The sequence below is a fragment of the Amazonocrinis nigriterrae CENA67 genome, from assembly GCF_016056305.1.
Classification (GTDB): domain Bacteria; phylum Cyanobacteriota; class Cyanobacteriia; order Cyanobacteriales; family Nostocaceae; genus Amazonocrinis; species Amazonocrinis nigriterrae.
Genome location: NZ_JAECZC010000028.1, coordinates 1 through 19012, shown reverse-complemented (window position 1 = coordinate 19012; position 19012 = coordinate 1). Strand labels below are relative to the sequence as shown.

General features: G+C 42.3%; 8 protein-coding genes. 1 reads left to right on the top strand and 7 read right to left on the bottom strand.

The window, feature by feature from the left end; translation table 11 throughout:
• Positions 1-136: 136 nt before the first annotated feature.
• The 6 genes from I8748_RS15670 to I8748_RS15645 form a co-directional block, all read right to left on the bottom strand.
• Positions 137-2206, bottom strand: coding sequence for a prolyl oligopeptidase family serine peptidase (locus I8748_RS15670; RefSeq protein ID WP_198125510.1), 2070 nt, complete (start codon positions 2204-2206; stop codon positions 137-139).
• Positions 2207-2341: 135 nt separating this feature from the next.
• Complete coding sequence (locus tag I8748_RS15665) at positions 2342-7798, bottom strand: hybrid sensor histidine kinase/response regulator (RefSeq protein WP_198125509.1); 5457 nt, start codon at positions 7796-7798, stop codon at positions 2342-2344.
• A 168-nt stretch (positions 7799-7966) separates the two neighbouring features.
• Positions 7967-10891, bottom strand: a complete 2925-nt coding sequence (locus I8748_RS15660; RefSeq protein ID WP_198125508.1) for a methyl-accepting chemotaxis protein — start codon at positions 10889-10891, stop codon at positions 7967-7969.
• 16 nt (positions 10892-10907) lie between these two features.
• Positions 10908-11438, bottom strand: coding sequence for a chemotaxis protein CheW (locus tag I8748_RS15655; RefSeq protein WP_198125507.1), 531 nt, complete (start codon positions 11436-11438; stop codon positions 10908-10910).
• A gap of 13 nt (positions 11439-11451) precedes the next feature.
• The gene (locus tag I8748_RS15650; protein ID WP_096553275.1) at positions 11452-11817 is read right to left on the bottom strand and encodes a response regulator transcription factor; all 366 of its coding nucleotides are present in this window, start codon (positions 11815-11817) and stop codon (positions 11452-11454) included.
• Between the two features lie 171 nt (positions 11818-11988).
• Entirely contained in the window at positions 11989-13212 is a 1224-nt protein-coding gene (locus I8748_RS15645; RefSeq protein ID WP_198125506.1) for a response regulator, read from the bottom strand.
• A gap of 474 nt (positions 13213-13686) precedes the next feature.
• Here I8748_RS15645 and hmpF point away from each other — a divergent pair, with 474 nt between their 5' ends.
• Complete coding sequence (hmpF, locus tag I8748_RS15640; protein WP_198125505.1) at positions 13687-15447, top strand: pilus motility taxis protein HmpF; 1761 nt, start codon at positions 13687-13689, stop codon at positions 15445-15447.
• A gap of 197 nt (positions 15448-15644) precedes the next feature.
• Here the strand turns inward: hmpF and I8748_RS15635 are convergent, their stop codons facing one another.
• Positions 15645-18389, bottom strand: coding sequence for a zinc-dependent metalloprotease (locus I8748_RS15635; protein WP_198125504.1), 2745 nt, complete (start codon positions 18387-18389; stop codon positions 15645-15647).
• Between the last annotated feature and the right edge of the window lie 623 nt (positions 18390-19012).

Genomic DNA, 19012 nt, shown 5'->3' with positions numbered 1-19012 from the left:
TCTAAACTTTTGTTAGCAAATATTGCGATATATTTACTACAAAACTTTTAGAAGTCCATCATCCTGCTAGGAATAAAAAGTAGTATTTTGTTAGCCTTCAAATAACTAGGATGCCATTGCCTATCCTACGAAATAATTAAACTTCCATCTTCAAGGTACGCACCAAAAAAGCCCACTTGTCTGCGGCTTCTTCGATCATCTTAGCCGTCGGTTTACCTGCACCATGTCCTGCCTTTGTCTCAATTCTAATCAACACTGGTGCATCACCTGCGTGAGCAGCTTGCAAAGCAGCGGCAAATTTGAAACTATGAGCAGGGACAACGCGATCGTCATGATCGGCTGTAGTAATTAAGGTTGCTGGGTAAGCTGTACCTGGTTTGAGGTTGTGCAGTGGTGAATAAGCATAAAGGGTTTGAAACTCTTCTGGGTTCTCCGGGGAACCAAATTCAGAAGTCCAAGCCCAGCCAATGGTAAATTTGTGGAATCGCAACATATCCATGACACCGACGGCTGGCAAAACTGCACCGAATAAATCGGGACGCTGAGTCATACAAGCACCCACCAATAAGCCACCGTTACTACCACCAGCGATCGCTAATTTTGCAGGCTTTGTATAATTATTAGCAATTAGCCATTCAGCTGCGGCGATAAAGTCATCAAAAACATTCTGTTTTTTCTCTTTCATTCCAGCTTGATGCCATTCTTCACCATACTCACCACCACCCCGGATATTAGCCACAGCATAAACGCCGCCTATCTCCAACCAGATTAAGTTACTCACAGAAAAATTTGGGGTGATGGAGATATTAAAACCGCCATAGCTATAAAGATAGGTGGGGTTATTACCATCCAATTTAATCCCCTTTTTATGAGTAATAAACATTGGCACTTGCGTACCATCTTTACTGCTGTAAAAGATTTGTTTTGTCTCGTAATCATCAGGGTTAAAATCTACTTCTGGTTGACGGAAAAGTTCACTTTTTCCTGTCACCATGTTGTAGTGATATATAGCGCCCGGTATCGTGAAGCTAGTAAAACTATAAAAAGTTTCCGTATCATCACGCTTACCATTAAAACCACCAGCCGTACCGATTCCGGGTAATTCTACATCACGCACAAATGTACCTTGGAGGTCAAAAATTTTGATTTGAGTGCTAGCATCTTGGAGATAATCAGCAACAAACTGGTTGTTGAGGATGTTAACACCTTCTAAAGTTGCCGCCGTTTGAGGAATAATTTCTTTCCAGTTTTCTTTAGCAGGATTATTGATATCAACAGCGATAACTCTACCGCGTGGTGCATCTAAATCCGTACGGAAATAAAAGATGCTATCATTGTGGTCAATAAAGCTATAATTTGCTTCAAATTGATTGATTAATTCTACAACTTCTGAATTGGGATTAGTCAAATCTTTGTAGAAAACCAAATTTTTAGAGTCAGTTCCCAGCCAAACAGAAATAATTAAATAGCGTCCATCTTCTGTAACGTCGCCACCAAAACCCCATTCTTTCTCATCAGGACGATGATAAATTAGTACATCTTCAGATTGGGGCGTACCCACTTTGTGATAGTAAAGCTTTTGATAATAATTGACATCTTCTAATTTGGTTTTGGCGTTTGGCTCATCGTAACGACTGTAGAAAAAACCTTGATGATCGTGTGTCCAGGATGCACGAGAAAATTTAATCCATTTCAGGTGGTCTGGCAAATCTTCACCAGTTTGGACATCGCGGACTTTCCACTCTTGCCAGTCAGAACCAGAGCCAGATAGACCATATGCTAAAAGTTTACCATTCTCGCTAATGGATAATCCCGAAAGTGCCACAGTACCATCTGCGGAGAGTTGATTCGGGTCGAGTAAAACTTGAGGTTCAGCATCGAGAGTTAAGAGAGTGTAGAGGACGCTTTGATTTTGCAGTCCGTCATTTTTGAAAAAAAAGTAGCGATCGCCCTCTTGAAAGGGGATACCATATTTTTCATAATCCCAAAGTTTGGTCAGTCGCTGTTTAATTTTCTCCCTAGCAGGAATTTCGCTCAGGTAGTCAAAAGTAATTTGATTTTCTGCCGAAATCCAGGCTTTTGTTTCTTCCGAATCTGGATCTTCTAGCCAACGGTAAGGATCTGCAACTAAAGTACCGTGGTAATGATCAACTTGGTCACTTTTGTGGCTGGTTGGGTAGGTCAGAGATTTATTGATATCAGACATGGTGTCAGATTATAGCTTACTTGCCTATTCTACAAATCTCAACAGTTCAGGCAACGGTTGAGACTAGTCTCACCAACCTTTAAGGCGGATTTCGTACTCTTCGGCAAGCAAACAACGTTATGAGGCTTTTAGCATTTAACTACTACTAACGAGTTTCTCTCCTTTCAACATCCGCACTGCGGCTTCGAGTAAAGCTTCCTCTAAATAAGGCTTGGTAAAGTAGCCGCTAGCACCGAGTTGAATTGCCATTTGTCTGTGTTTGTCCGCACCGCGCGAGGTCAGCATCGCGATGGGTAGGTGGTTGAGGTTGGAGTCTTTCTGAATGCGAGAAAGCAACTCCAGACCATCGCAACGGGGCATTTCAATGTCACAGAAGACAATATCACAGGGCAGACCAGAGCGGAGTTTATCCCAAGCTTCCTGACCGTCACGCGCCTGTTCAACGCGATAACCTGCTTTATTAAACGTTAGAGAGAGCAATTCCCGGACTGTAATAGAGTCATCGACAATCAGTACTGTCGGATCAATCTTCACAGCAGGGGCTTCTGGCACATTCGGAATAGCTTTTTGCTGCCAAGGTGTACCACCAGGTTGTTTTGCAAGCCGTCCTTGGAAGATGTCAATAATTTCCAGCACATCAGCAATGGGCATAATTCGACCATCACCAAGGACTGTAGCACCAGCTACACCAATGGGTTTGGGTGCAGGGCCTTCAAATTGCTTAATTACAATTTCTTGTTCACTCAGCACTTGGTCAATTTGTAGGGCAATCAGGGTATTTCCCGATCGCACCACCACAACAGAAATCATGTCATCATCTCTAGTACCACCATAAACGCCGCCCCGACCGATATGACGATTAAAGGTTAACAGTTCCTTCAAAGGTCGGAATGGTAGCACTGTATCACGCCAAGAAATAAATGATTGTCCATCGGCGCTATGCTGTATATTTTTCACATGGATATCTAAGGTATCTTCCACGCCATCCATAGGGAATGCAACCCGAGCTTTATCAGAGACACAGCACAGAGCTTTACAAATACTCAAGGTCAGTGGTAGACGAATAGTGAAGGTAGTTCCCTTGCCTATAGTAGAATCTGTGTTCACTGTGCCGCGAATTTCGCTAATCTCGGAGCGAACTACATCCATCCCCACACCGCGACCAGAAATTTCATCTGCTTTATCTTTAATACTAAAACCGGACTGGAACAGCAAATCGTAAACTTCCATGCGCGAAATGGTTTTTGCTTGTTCTGCTGTAATCACACCGTCTTTTACTGCCTTAGACTTGACTCTTTCTGTATCAATGCCAGCACCGTCATCACCCACGGAAATCACAGTTTGGTTGCCTTGGTGGAAGGCACGGATGGCAATGACTCCCACGGGTGGTTTACCTGCTGCTTGCCGAATCTCTGGCGTTTCGATGCCATGAGCGATCGCATTGTTGAGCATGTGAGTCAGCGGATCGGTGAGATGATCCAAAATCATCTTGTCGATTAAGGTGTCTCCGCCTTCAATGATTAACTCTACTTGTTTGCCATACTTAATGGCATTGTCGCGCACTCCTCGCCGCAAGCGATCAATGGCTTGGGAAAATGGCACCATTCGCGCTCGTGTTAATCCTTCTTGTAGCTGGGTTGTCACTTGGCGGAATTGCCTAGCTACTCGTTCGGTTTCTTCAGTCACGAAGTCTATGTCGCTAGCTGACTCACGTACCCGGACAATCAGTTCAATCATTTCCTGGGATAGTGTGTGGAAAGGAGTAAAGCGATCCATTTCTAGTTCGCTAAAACCCCTGTCTGTATCTGCATCTGGCGAGTGGTAATTGGTTTGTTTAGGAGATTCTTTGGTTTTACGACTTGCTAACAAAGATGCTTCCAAAAGCGATCGCTCGTACAATTCCTGCATCCTTGCTCCCACATCTGAGAGTTGTTGAACTTGAATCAACAAGTTATCTAGTGATTGTCGCAGTCGTTCATGATCTTGCTCTAAGGTGTTGCGGTTGACTACCAACTCCCCAACCAAGTTACTCATATCATCCAGTTGCTTGACTGGCACCTTCATCGTTTCTTCAAATCTGGCAGTCCGACGAGTAGAGACACGGGGAGTTTTACTGGTGTGATGTTTTGCGGGTGAGGAGTGGGATATGGTTTTATCTGCTTCTGCCAGCAGTTTCTCCAAATCACCAAATTCATCTCCTATATTTGGTGATGAAACAGGATTATTCTCAGTATTGTTTGTAGCCTCTGGTCGCAATTCCTGTACATGGTTGCTTGCTGGTGTAGGTGTTGCTTTTTCATCATTGTCTGTACCAAGTAATGCTTCCAGGGCAGCAAAATCTTCTTCGGCTATAAAGTTGGCTTTGGTGTTTTGTGGTACTTCCTCTTCTAGTAATGCTTCTAAATCAGCAAATTCATCTGAGATATCAGCTTCATCTAAAGTAACTTCTGCTACTGGGGCAATATTTTCTGCGGTTTCTACTGCTGCTGTTGTCAAACCTAATTCAGCAATTATATCAGTAGTATCTTCTTTTTCAGCCAGTGGTACAGCCTCAGATGTAACATCTGCGTCAAACAACAGTGCGGACAAATCTGCTGTTTCTTCAAATACATCAAATTGAATAGTAGTTGCTGAGAAATCAGCGATCGCATCGATGTTAGTGTGACTGTCTTCAACAGTTAACTCAGTGGATGGTGCAAATAATTCATCACCTAAACCGAGTTTTGTTGTCTCTGAAAACTCAGCGAGCGCTTCTAAGTTAGTGTTAATGTCTTCAGCAGACAACTCAGTGGATGACGCAAATAATTCATCACCTAAACTGAGTTCTGTTGTCTCTGAAAACTCAGCGAGCGCTTCTAAGTTAGCGTGACTGTCTTCACTAGATAACTCAGTTGATAGTGCAAATAATTCATCACCTAAACCGAGTTCTGCTGTCTCTGAAAACTCAGTGAGCGCTTCTAAGTTAGTATTAGTATTTAAAAACTCTGGATGAGTGGAAAACTGTTGTAAGTCTGAATTTTCTCCTAAACTTATATCTAAAGTATTTTCTGAAATAAATAAATCATTACCAAGCAGATTTTCTGTAGTTTCGATTTGAATATAAGTTGAATTATCTATGACAGCTATATCTTCAAATAGAATTTGTGTTTTTTCATTTTTGTTGCCTTCAATAGTATCGAACAAATCAATTTCTAGTTTTGCAGATACTTGAGGAGAATCTATCAAAGAGTTCTCTGTTGGCTGGTTAGTAAATTCAGGAATAAAATCTAAAACTTCTGGTTCTTGCGATAAGCTAGGAATTTCTGGCAAATAAACATTATGATCACCCACTTCAGGAGAAATTGTTGAGTTAGTTGTGGTTAACTCTTCAAACAAATTATCCTTACCATTTGATGATAATATCAAATCTTGCGGCTCTTCTAGCTGCAAGAAAGTCATATCAAAATCTTCTTGCTCAAAACTTATTGTGGGAGAAGGTATAGACTGCTGAATTTCACTAAAAATCTCACCGGAAGCCGCAGCTGCAAGCAAACTCTCTTCTAGCGCTTTTGCTACATCCGGCTCACCTACAATATCAAATTCTGGTTGTGGTTCTACTTGAGCTTCCTGGTTCCAGAAGTTGCTCAAATCCTCGTCTGTTTGAGACACTCCTGTTGCTGTTGTAGGCGATGCATCAAATAAATCAGCAATTTCTGGTTCGTTCGTGGACAGTATTGTATTTTCTTCGAGATCAGCAAACAGATTACCCACAGACAAGGCATCTGGCTGGGATATGGTAGATTTTAATTCTTGGTCGTTACTAAATGTTATTTCCTCAAAACTACCTGCATTTGCAGTTTCTATAAATAATTCATCAAAACTGCTTTGTTGGTTTGTAGATAGTTCGCTGCTGGTGACAACCTTGGTTTCTGGTTGAGTGACTTCCCTTACAGAGAGTGTGTCATTTTCATCTAATGCTATTGACAATAAATCGCCTATTACATCTTTCGGCTGAATTTCCAAAGACTGCTGTGATTCGCTAGAGATTTCTGTAAATTCTTCTAAAAGTTCACCAGGAATTGCCGCAGATGTGGGTAAATTTTGCGGTTCAAAATTATCTTTTTCTAGGAAGTTGTCACCAAATAACAGATTTAAGTCTTCTGTTGTAGTCGGGCTGATTTGAGAGCCATTGCTGTTTCTATCTTCATCCAATGAGAGGAAATCTGCTAAATCGCTATCAGCATCCTCAATATTACTTTTTTTCAGTTCAATTCCTAATTTACTGACACCATTAATATCTAGAACTTCTTCTTGTTGCCAGGTTTCATCAAGTTCAGGAGTCTCGCCTTCAAACAAATCGGCAAGTGTGTTTAACTCAGCTAATCCTACCTCTGGGCCATGTTGGTCAGTACTTCTACTAAGAATAAATGCATCATCTTCACTACCAAATAAGAGATTGGCAGGTACATCCCCAGTAACAGCGTTTTGTGTGGCGACATCGATGTGAAGTTGCTCGGATATTTCTGTCAGGCTAATTACACTATCTGTTGGTTGTACAACAGTAGCATTATTATTAATATGATCTTGATGAGATGTTGGTGCTAGCTCAGTGGGTGGTTCTGTGATGATGGCTAGCCGTTCATCCAGCAAATCTGTAGTTATTGTTAATAAATCAATTTCTGGAAAGGTTAAGAGTCCTTCTAATTGCTGACTAATTGCAATCTCGGCTTCTCTACCTTGGAGAACTAATTCTTGGGCTTGCTTAATTTCAGTAATGACGATTTTGGCTAGAGTCAGATAGGTATTATCAGGATTAGCGATCGCATTTGCTGCTGCTTGGCATAAACTACACCAATTGGATAAATTCCATGTATCGCCGAGTTTAACTAACTGCTGACAGGATTGCTGAAGATTTTGCCGCGATTCGGGTGTTGTTTTTTGCTTAAATGATTGCAACATTTCCCGCAATGCCTGTAAAACCTGAGTTTGGAACTCGCCCGCGTTCAAATTTTCTCTGGCGGTGGCTGGCGAACCTGTTGCTTGGGATACCACAGACGAAGGTATTTCTGTGGAAGTGTCCTCTCCCAGAGTCAGATTATCCGGCCGCAGGAAAATCTCCGTGAGGGTGTTGACGCTATCGCCTGGGAATGGCTGTATTTGTGTTACAGTACTCTCGCTGCCACTGGTTCCTTGTTTTACAAGTATATCGAGATGCTCATTGAGCCATTTAAAAACTGGCTCCGCTTCTGACATGAGAGTACTAGCAGCCTCTTCCGATAGACCAAACGGCCCACTCAAATGCTCTAACAGCGACTTGAGGGTATCAGACACACCAAGAAATAAAGACTCTAACTTTTGGTCAATTTGAACCGGATGCTCTTTGAGAACCTTAAAACAATCTTCCAGACGGTGGGAGGTTTGCTGGATACTAGTCAAACCAAGCATTGCCGCTCCTCCTTTAATGGAGTGAGCCGCCCGGAAAACTTCATTGACCATTTCCGGGTCGTTCAAGGTACTTTCGAGATTCAGCAACCCCTGTTCAATTGTGTTCAGGTGGTCTCTTGCTTCTTCAATAAAGTAACCCAAAATCCGCTGTTGTTGTTCCGGCAGCATAGCAAAAGTTATGAGTTATAAGTTATTAGTTATGAGTTATGAGTTATGAGTTGTGATTTACGAGTTATGAGTTATCAATTATGAGTTATGAGTTATCAATTATAATTCTGATTTTTACTCTTAACTCCTAACTCCTAACTCCTAACTTTTACCACTCCTAACTTAGATTTATCTTGTTTCCAGGGTTTCCAAGCGGAAACGTTCAACGGAGGCAATTAAGTCACGGGATACACCCACTAGGTTTTGTAGGGCACCAGAAACTCGCTGCGCTTCCTGGGAGGTTTCTTGGGCCGTTAATTCCACTGATTGCATGACGTGAGCAACGGCGCGGGAAGTTTCCGTTTGTTCTACTGTATCGCTAGTAATTGAGCGCACAAGAATATCGATACGATTCGCTACTTGAATGATATTCTCTAGCGATCGCTTGGCTTCTTCTGCCAATTTTGTGCCTTTAATTACCTGTTGTGTGCCTTCTTCCATTGCGGTCATTACTGAGCCTGTTTCGCTTTGGATTTGCATCACAATTTGTTCAATTTCCTTTAAGGATTTAGCAGATTTGTCAGCTAATTGCCGCACTTCATCTGCCACAATTGCAAACCCGCGTCCGGCTTCTCCTGCCCGTGCTGCCTCAATACTAGCATTGAGTGCTAGCAAGTTAGTACGGGAGGCAATTTGAGAAATTAACGCCACAATTTTAGAAATTTCTTGAGAAGATTCCGCTAAGCGCTTCACCTTCCGAGTTGTTTCAGCTACAGTTTCTCGAATTTCTAAAATACCTGCCACAGTATTTTCCACCGCTTCCCCACCTTTGAGGGCGATGGTGCTGGCATCACGAGCAACTGTTTCCGCTTCCCGCGCCGCTTCAGCTACCCGCTGAATTGAGTCGGTCATTACCTGCACGGAATTTAAAGTGACTGCTAACTCTTCCGCTTGCCGCAAAGCATCACTAGATAAAGCTCTAGCAAAAGTTTCCGAGTTAGTTGCACCTTTAGTAACTTCTTTAGCTGCCACTTTTACCTGTTGTACAATATCTCGCAAGTTTTGAATTGTCAGGTTAAAAGCATCAGCAACGGCTCCCAGTACGTCAGCTGTGACTTCAGCTTGGACTGTTAAATCTCCTCTAGCAGCGCCCTCTACATCGTCCAACAGGCGAATCACTTGACGTTGCAAATTTTCTTTAGCTTCCTCTTGTTCGTCGGCTTTGCGTTGGGCTTCATTGGTGGTGGTGAAAATTACCCGCGCCATTTCATTAAAGCCAGTGGCTAACATTCCTAATTCATCTTCGGAATACACCGTGGCTTGAACATTGAGATTTCCTTGGCGGACTGCATCAAACTGAGCTTGCAGATCCCTAGTTGTGCGGCGAATTTGCTTGAGTGTGAGATTGCCCATGAAGGCAGCGGTAGAAAACCCAGCAATGCCAGCTGCTAGTGACATGGCCCAGCCTGTATTCCGTACTGATTCCCGTTGTAGGGGTGGAGAAAAGCTGGTAGCCGCGAAGCTGACTGTGGCTACAACTAGCGCTGAGAAAGCGCCCACAGTACCAGCAACAAACCAGGGTTTCGTGTCTAGGGAGGCATTTTCTAATGGTGCTAACCAGCCCTGTTCAACACTGACGGTGGGTTCTAGCTTCGAGGCATCGGTTTGGGTAAAAACTGGTACTGACTGTTGTGCGCCTGTGTGGGAGCCAGTAATGGAAAACAGTTCATCGTCGCGATCGCTTGCTCCATTATTACCTTCTTTAGCGCGTGTCTTCCCACCTGTTTCCATGGCAGTGGAAAGCATTGTCACATCACCAAAGCTAGAGTCTGCATCTGCCAAGTCAAACCCAGGAATATTTCCTAAGTCGTCGAATTCATCAAAGTCGTCTAAGAATTCGATGTTGCTTTTAGAATTTCCTTTGCTTGGTATGCTGTTAAGGTCTGCATCAGATGAGAATTCTTCTGAACCAAAGGCAGACTCAAAGGCTTCAAAGTCAAAACCTTCATCACTATCAAAGTTATTTGGTTCTGCTGTTAAATCTGCTTTCACCTGCTGGTCTTTCAAAGAAAATTTTTCCTTCACAGATGAGGGAACTTCTGAAAATTTTTCTTGTTCTTCTAGTCGCTGCACCCAATTACCTGATTCTGGTTCAGATAAATTGTTTGGGCTACTAGATTTGATTGTATTTTTTTGTGTAGAATCATTTTTGGATTCTTCTTTGGTGAACAGTAAAGTTTCATCTTGCAGGCTATTCACTTTCAAGTCCAATCCTGCACTACTTGGCTTTTGGTAATTTTCTTCTTCCAAAAGTTCATCATCTGTTTCTAAGTCATTGCTAGTTGGCGAATTATTTTCTGCGAAAGGTGAGTCGATACTCTTATTAAATGGTGACTTGTTATTAGTGTAATTGCCACCACTATCTAGTAAATTACTATTAATTTCTGGCTGCTCAACATTTTCTTCCTGCCAGAAAATAGGTAACTCTAATTCTGTTTGCTTTTCCCAAACGTTGGCGTTCGACTCTTGTTCATCTAAGTGTTGATTCAAAGCAAAAGGGTCATCGCTTAAAGATTCTGAATAATCTAGGGTTTTATTAAACGAACTACTATCTGTAGAGATATCAAACGGACTACTACTGGATAGCTCTTCTACATCCACAGCTTGTTGCTGGTAATCAAAGGAGTTCAAATCAAAGCTGCTGCTATCTAAGTCCCCAAACGTTCCTAAATCTTCTAATCTGAATTCACCAGAGTCAAGAGTATCAGATATTTCTGTAAAATTTGCTGGCTTTTGCGAGCTATTGTCTACAGCAGCAAACTGTCCTTCTAAGGATTTTTGGTATTGAATGACGCTTTCAAGACTATTATTGGCCAAATCAATAATTTCTTGATTGTCAGTCAACTGCAACACTTTTTGATATTCTGCTTTAGCTACATCATATTGCTGCAAAACGTAATAGATATGACCCCTCAGTAAATGGCAATTGGGGTCATCTGGTACATTTTGTACCACCTGATCAACTAAATTGACCGCAACTTCATAGTTCTGTTGCGCGTAGGCTGTACAAGCCTGCTGATATATTTCGAGGTAATCATCTATACTAGCTGCCATTGACTCTCTCCCAATTTCATCCTGCCCACCTTGCACTCCGTATAATTGCCATTTGATCGAGCAGTCGCAGACACTGGTTGTTTTTATCAGCCAATACCCACTCTCCGCGCAAAAAGGGAGCCATAGTATCTGGTAGATTCGCTGGTGGCATTAAATGCTGTACATCCAGCCAGTCCATACCACCGATTTGTTCTACTGCTAAGCCCACTATTGTGTCTTGTTCTTCAATAGCAATCACCGGAATTTCTGCTCGATCTGTGTTTAACGGAGCTGCTTCCCCAAGAAATTGACCCAAATCAGCCACCCAAATTACTCGACCTCGTAAATTTAGAGTACCCAAAAGTAAAGGAGAAGCATTAGGAATGGGGGTGATTCTATCAGGACTCAGTTCCATCACTTCCTTAATACCGGTTGCTGGTAGTGCAAACTCCTGATGCGAGGGTATGTAAAACCGCAAGTGTAACTCACCCTCTGGACTTTCTACTTGTAATTCTGGACGGAAGTGGTCTTGACCACTGCCACTTAAAAAGTCCGGTTTGCTGACCATGTTGTTTTCATCCTTATCCTCGCAGTAGTTGTTTAACTGTTCCTACCAACTCTGTTGGCTGAAACGGTTTAGCTATGTAAGCATCAGCACCTTGTTTCATGCCCCAGTAGCGGTCAAATTCTTCACCTTTGGAAGAACACATGACTACGGGAACATTTTGGGTTTTTGGATCGGACTTTAAACGACGACACAATTCGTAGCCGTTCATCCGGGGCATGACAATATCCAATACCACTAAATCCGGAGGTGCAGTTTGAATTGCCTCCAATGCTTCTACTCCGTCACTGGCATGGGTGACTTTTAAGCCACTGGCTTTCAGGAGGTCTGTAATCATCTCCCTTTGTGCAATACTGTCTTCCACAATCAGAACTATACTCATAAATGGCTATCTACCTCCTGATGTAGACGTTCCTTTTTGGAACATTCCCTGATCCTCCGTAAGTATTTATTGTATAAATTAATTCTACTAAGTCACTAATTTACTAGATAATAACGTTGTACTGGAGTTGGTTGATTCTGTGATAACATTTTTTACTCTATCTTTTAAGAATCAACAAGTCTTGTATCTTATTTGTGTGCCTAAATCAGATTTTGCGTTTATATATTTTTCTACGAGCATCAGTAACTCAGTGTCACCAAACGGCTTGGTTAAATAATCTGTTGCCCCGACCATACTAGCTCTGACTCGATCAATAAATCCATCTTTACCAGTGAGCATGATAATTGGTACAAACCGAAATGCTGTGGATTGTCGCAGCATGGCACAAATTTCATAACCATCCAATTCTGGCATGGCAATATCGCATAAAATTAAATCTGGTTGTAGTCGAAAAATGAGACTAATGGCATCTAGGGGATTACTGAGGGCGATCGCTTCATAACCCTCGGCTTTAAGGATAGACTCTACAGTCTCACCGATAGTTGTTGTATCGTCAATACATACTATCCGCAGAGTATGCTTTTCTCCCACTCCCATATCGTGTATGTGTGTCTTGGAGTTATTGCTCGCGGAATATACTAGTTGCAACCAACCTTGTTGTACATATGGATACATGGCTTTAGCAACTGTCAAAATGTCTCGGTTGAGATAACGAGCTAGTTGGCGCAGCGATGTTTTCCCATCTGCCCATTGTTGTAGCTTACTGACGGTTGCTGCTGGTAGTGAAGAATTGAGCTGCACTATATCAGCTAGCATCGGTAATTGTTCGGGAGACTGAATGTGTGGATGTAGTTGCTTCCACTCTTGTACTTGTTGCATAATTTTAGTTACTAAAGGAGCAATTTCTAAGCTAGTTAGTTGTGGGGCAAGTGCAGCCCCCTGAAGAAAAACGAAATTACCCTGGTGTAAACTCAGTAAATCAAAGAGTGTTTGATGCACTAAGTGGTGGATGATACTATGAGCGACCTTGGGGTTAATAATATTCCGTTCTAAGAGTGCCCAGATATATCCATACTCTGGCACACTCTGTAATCCTAGGCAGGCAAGTTGCTTTTCTTCGAGCCGGATTTCAACTCGGTAATGGCGTAAGTAATCATCAATCCGTAATAAATTACTATCGCCTTCTTGGCAATAAATAATTTGACCGTTGAGGAAAAAGACAAACCAAGACTGTTGTTTGTAGTTCCGAGAATGGCGAGGTCTGATTGCTTCGTCTAGTGTGAGTTTGTCGTTGTTGTGAAAGCTGGCTTCCACCAAAAGTTGCCCAGTTCGCTGCCCTAACTCAATCAATTGCAGGATACTGCGAATATCAATTTCACTTAAATTTCCCTGCATTTAGCTCGATAGCGCTCCTTCTAATCCCGTTTGCATTCTTTAATCTCAAACAATATTAGCTATCCCAATTTGTCTGGGGTACTCAAAATCTTATTTCTTTTGTAACTAATCCTGATCAGGGGATACATTCAAATACAAACTGTAAATTTTCGTAATAGATTTTGTCAAAGCTAGTGATACCACGGAAGCCATCATCACTGTCATCAGTAGAGAATATAAAGGCGTGATCAAATCGTTTTTATAAATATCAAGACGTGGTTAGCATCTATCAATAGTTTTGTCTGTCTTGTTTTCCCAAATTGAGGTGCATCATACCCAATTAGGATAGCTAATAAGGATTGATTTGGGCAGGGTTTGAATCCCCAGCCCCCAGTCCCCATTGCCCAGTCTCTAAATTGGTATCAGACAGGTTGACAGAATTATCTCAGGTATATCCCAAAACACGGACATCAAGTACACAAAAGGACAAACGGTGTGCTGTATTTAGCAGAAGTACAAAAGCAGAAAGGCGGCTTACTCGGTGGTAGTTCCAAAACCGAACTGAAACTGCTAGCTTGTCAGCGAACCGACCAGAATTGGAGTACTGTGTCGGAAGAAGTAATTGCCGCTGAGGATGCAAGCAAATTAAATGATGGTGCGTTGGTACTTGTGGAACTGAATCCCAATCGTCAAGTACAGCGGATTCAAGAAGCAGGACGCCCATTAGTGAACATTTTGCAAAATTTTTCTCGCCAATTAGAAAAATTTAAGCTCAAGGAAGATGAGATTGACCAGTGGAAGCAGTCGTTGACGTTTCAGGCGCAAGAGATGAATCGCCGTGAAATGGATATGGAAGCACGTCTGGAACAGTTGCAACAAATGGAGGAAGAGTTTCAACAGCTGGAGTCACAAAAACAGGAAGTTGATGCATTTCGTGAGCAAATTGAACAGTTGCAAGCTGAAATTGAGCGGAATCGCCAAGAATTAGAGGGAGCTTGGGAACATTTGCGGGGTGAGCAGCGCCGCTTTGAGGAACGCCAAGCCGATTGCCAACAGGGTACGGTTTTGGATGAAGAGCAAAGTCGGGTGATGAGTGATTTACTCGATCGCTTGTCTAATCGTGTTGCTCCTACGGAAAAAGTGCGAGAGCATCTGCATTTTGCTTTTGAAGTGGTGGAAAGACAGCAAGCTACTCTCAACCCACATTGGCAACAACTACAGGAACAACGAACTTTAGCAAATCAACAACAGGAGGAAGTCGATCGCCTTTCGCAAAGTTATAGCGATCGCCAAAATGCATGGCAACAAGCACAGGATTTTCTCAAGCAGCAAACAGCCCAATTGCAAGTGAATACAGCAATTGTTGCTAGCAAGCAAGAATATGTCCGGGTGGTCAAAGAGCAGTTGCAATATCAAGAACAGTTATATCAACAAATTTACTCCTTGGCTGCTACTTGTGGCAATGTGTCTCCCAGCGAGAAAGTTGATGTAGAAGCTTTAGAAAAAATGCCTTTAGAAGAACTGCAAAAGATAGTACAAGATTTGTTGGAAAAGTTGGAAATAGACTCTAGCTTTGTCCACGATCAAGAACAAGAACTTAAATATAAGCAAGAAACTATACAAGAACTGCAAATTAAAATCAGTAAAGCACCTGACCATGACCAAATCAATTTAGAAATGGAACTGGCAGATGAAAAAGACCACTACGAGATGCTAAATTCTAGCTTGGTAGGACAACGCCGTAGTTTACTACAGCGGCAGAAGTTGGTCAAACAACATCAAGCTGTATTGTTACGGCGGCAAGGTCATACTGTTACTAATACAGAAGAAGATAAGCAAATTGATTTAAGCCCAGTTCTGTTGCAAATTGAAACTCAGCGACAACAACAGTCCCAAGAACTACAAAAGTTAGAACGTGAAATTGGGCAGATGCTTGCTGCTCTTGAGCTAGACCAAGGGATGATTGATAATCAAACCCAAGACCAACAAGAAAAACAGCAAGAACTCAAAGAGATGGAAGCAAAGTTGCTATCTTTGCGAACAGCAACCGCTGAATGTTGGGGTCGTGTGCGTCTCTATGAAGAAGCATTGCAACCAATTCAAGATTCTTTGGATGGTTTGCGGCATAAGTTGCAAGGAGTTGGGGAATCTTTGGCTCATGTTCAAGAAACTGGTGATTATCAACTCCAGACTATTAGCGAAATGCGTCAGACTCTGCAAAGTTTGATATGTCAGCCAGAATTGCTAGCTTCTTAGAAAGTGCTGAGTGCTGAGTGCTGAGTGCTGAGTGGGGAGTTAGGAGTTAGGAGTTGGGAGTTAGGAGTTATTATTTTCCCCTCATCCCCCCATCGCCCCTAATCCCCAACGCCACATGCGCGGCTGTCGGCAGAGCCGCCCAACGCAGTGGCTCCTCCTTTCGGTCGTGGGGGCCCCGAGTTCCCCATCCCCCCATCTCACTTCGAGAGCAACTGTGCATTTAATGCTTTAGTGATGCGATCGCCTGAAAGTTCTAGGTGAGCTAATGTGTAAATATCCAGGTTTTCAGGAAATTGTTTCAGCCTGGACTCAATAGCTTTTTGCAGTTGGCGCAATTCATACCAAGCTAGTGTCCGCCCATCTTCAGGCGCATCAGTAGTACGCAACACCATTTCTAGCAAAATATTCAAATGTTCGCGTTGCAATGAACGCCGGATGCTAGAAATTGGCTTGGGTTCGCTTTGAGTCAAAATTTCTGTCCAGATGTCTTTTTGCAGGGTGTCGAACAGTTCTGGTATGGAAAGTGCTTCCCCAGGCGAGGTTTTTAATTCTATATCTTGTAAACGATTTAGCCTCTGGCTGTCTAGTAGCGATCGCAATACCGCAGTTTGGAAGTTCAAAATACGTTCGTGAATGGGATAATCAAGGCGGTTGTTGGGTACAGGACTACCCCAGTGTTGCCACCGCGATGGTGCTAGCTGATTCAGTAATTGTGGTGAAAAACGAAAAGCTTCTTCAGCAAATACATATTCTTGCAACTTTGTCAATGTTTGACGTTGTTTTGCTAGGGAAACTGGTACAAATGCCCAGGAAGTATCATCACTAGCATGGAGACGGCGAAACGATTGCCCACCAATGTATTTAGATAGCAAGGTGGCGTTACGAAAATAGTATTGAAGTACTCTATTAAATAAGGCGCGCAGGTTACTGTAGCTTTCTCCTTTGGAGAGATAACCTTTGTCAAGGCGCTGCCACATGACGCGGGCATTATCCATTTGCCACTGAGAATAAAGTAGCACATCGCTACTCATGTCCCAAACATTTGCCAGGGGATTGATGTCCCAAATATCCTCATCAGTTGCGTAAGATAATTCTGGTTGAGGTGATGCCAAAGCAATCTGTTCTAAAAAACTTTTTTCTGTTTCTGGAATCATTGCCTCAAGTAGCACTTGAGGACTTCTTTTATAACCATATTCAATTGCCCATTCGTCGTAAGGGCCAATAACCTGGGGGAAATAGTCACCTTGCTGTACTCCCTGCGGTGCTATGTTCACGGGTAGATAATCCATCACCGAACCGACTAAACCTTTGGTGTGAGTGATTTCAGTATTATTTAATTCTTCGGGCGCTAACATGGTGCTACCGTGAAAGTTATGGCGTAAACCGAGAGTATGCCCGACTTCGTGGGCGATGAGAGAACGCAAATATTGATGCACGTAATTCTGCATCGCTTCACTATTGGGTGTGGCGTTTTGCAAAACTGATAATGTCAACGCCCCCATACTTGCCTGATCTAAAGATTCCATACCATAGCAGAGTTCAGAATCGCTTCCGGTATTCAACTTTCCAGACGCGACAGTCTGAGGTAAATCTTCATAAATGCATTCAGAGGCTTGAGTAATGTTTCTATTCCTCAATCCTTTCTTGTTCACTTTTGACTCTACGTAGGTGCCATATACTTGCTGAATTGATCGCACCATATTGGCATCTACGATAATATCTGCATCCAAGATTTCCCCAGTGAGTGGGTTGACGCGCGTCGGCCCTCTGGCAAAACCTGCATCCAGAGAATTGAACCAGCGAATCGTGTTATAGCGTACATCTGCGGGTTGCCAATCAGCATCATCTGGCATTTGCCGTACTTCAATAGCATTTTGGAATCCTGCTTTTTCAAATGCTTTGTTCCACATGAGAATACCTTCACGAATGGCGCTGCGGTACTCGAAAGGCACAGCATTTTCAATCCAAAATACAATTGGCTTTTTGGGTGGAGATATGGGTAGGTTAGGGTCGGATGGTTCCAGATGCCAACGATTAATGTATCTGACAAATGGTTCTTGGGAGTTATTTTTAGAGAAATCTTTAAAGGCAGTAATAAAATATCCTACTCTGTCATCGGCAAGTCTGGGAATATAACCGTTGTTTTCTCTAAGTTTGGAAAAACTGTAGTGTACCTTGAGGCTGAGGGCCCTACTATCGGGTAAGGTGACTAAATTTGCTCCTTCTGGTGATGAAAAACCGTAAATCGAATCAATCTCTATGTTTTCAGGAAAGCTGTTGACATCACCAAAATATGACTTGCTTGCTTCTAAGCGATAATCAGCTTGCAAAGAGTATTTCAATAGAGGCGTTAAACCTGGTAAATCCTGCATGAGCAAGTCTTCCAGATTAATTAAAATATTTTTACTGCGCGGATCAATACTGTCTATTTCTAGGGAATAAAGAACTGAGTCACTAAAGGAACGAGCAAGCGATCGCTGTTCTGGTTCACTTGCTTCTGTACGAAATTTAACATTACGCACAACAAAGTGTAAATTATTGTTAACTCGCCGGAAATAGAAGAGAAAATCATCAAGAGCTAATCCACTATAAATATTACTTTCCCCAATGCCGGATTCTAATGTTACTGTAGCTAAATAGTCTTTATTTAACTGTTCCGGTTTAATTTCCAAGTAAACTTGACCTGAGTTTTCATTCCTATAAAGTGTGAAAAGTCCCTCTAGTTTCTCTGTTCCTTTGACTATCTCATGAAATCGCCACCAATCTTCCTTGCGATTCTCCCCAAAATTATTAGCACTTGCTAAGTTTTCAACTATTGGAAGCGCGTTTAATCCCTGCACATCAATATTCGCAACTTGGTTGGCTTGTGCGTAACTATTTCCGATTAATAAGTGATATAGCAAGACTGTATAGATTGCTAATTTCCTGAACCAGTATTTCATCCTTTCGCTTTTCACCTGAAGCGGTTCTTGTGTTGGGAAAAATGTGGATTTATCGGTTGTATGCAAGTCCTCAAATACTTAGGACTTACGTACTGTCAAATCCACCTCAGTGCGACAATTGCTTGTCACCAGGGAAAACAAGGTCACTAACCTCAAAGTAGTGTGTCTTTTGATTGGTAGTGGAGCTTTTCAGTAATTTTTCAATTGTCAAATCGATTTATTTATGCCTTACGGTAGATGCTTGCTCAAACTAAAGATACATGTTTTTTTGAACTATATATTGTAATTAAAACCCAAAAATGTATTTCGCGCTACATTTGGCAGCGACAGGAGTTTTCGATGGCTGATACCATTTTGGATTTTAGATTTTAGATTAGGAATCGCTTTCTGTGTCTGGGTTGCGTGGAACCATCAGCCGCAATCATTTTTCAAATTGGTATGATGACTGTTGACTTTCAGTAAGGTACAAGTGCAATGGAGTGTTTTGTGATTTGTCAGTCCTTTAAACTGAATCTTGCACCTGCCTAATATCTCGCCAAGAAATTTATTTCTTGACTAATAGCTAAAGTCCACTTTAGTGGACTGAGAAACAATTCTCCCCTGCTCCCCTGCCCCCCTGCTCC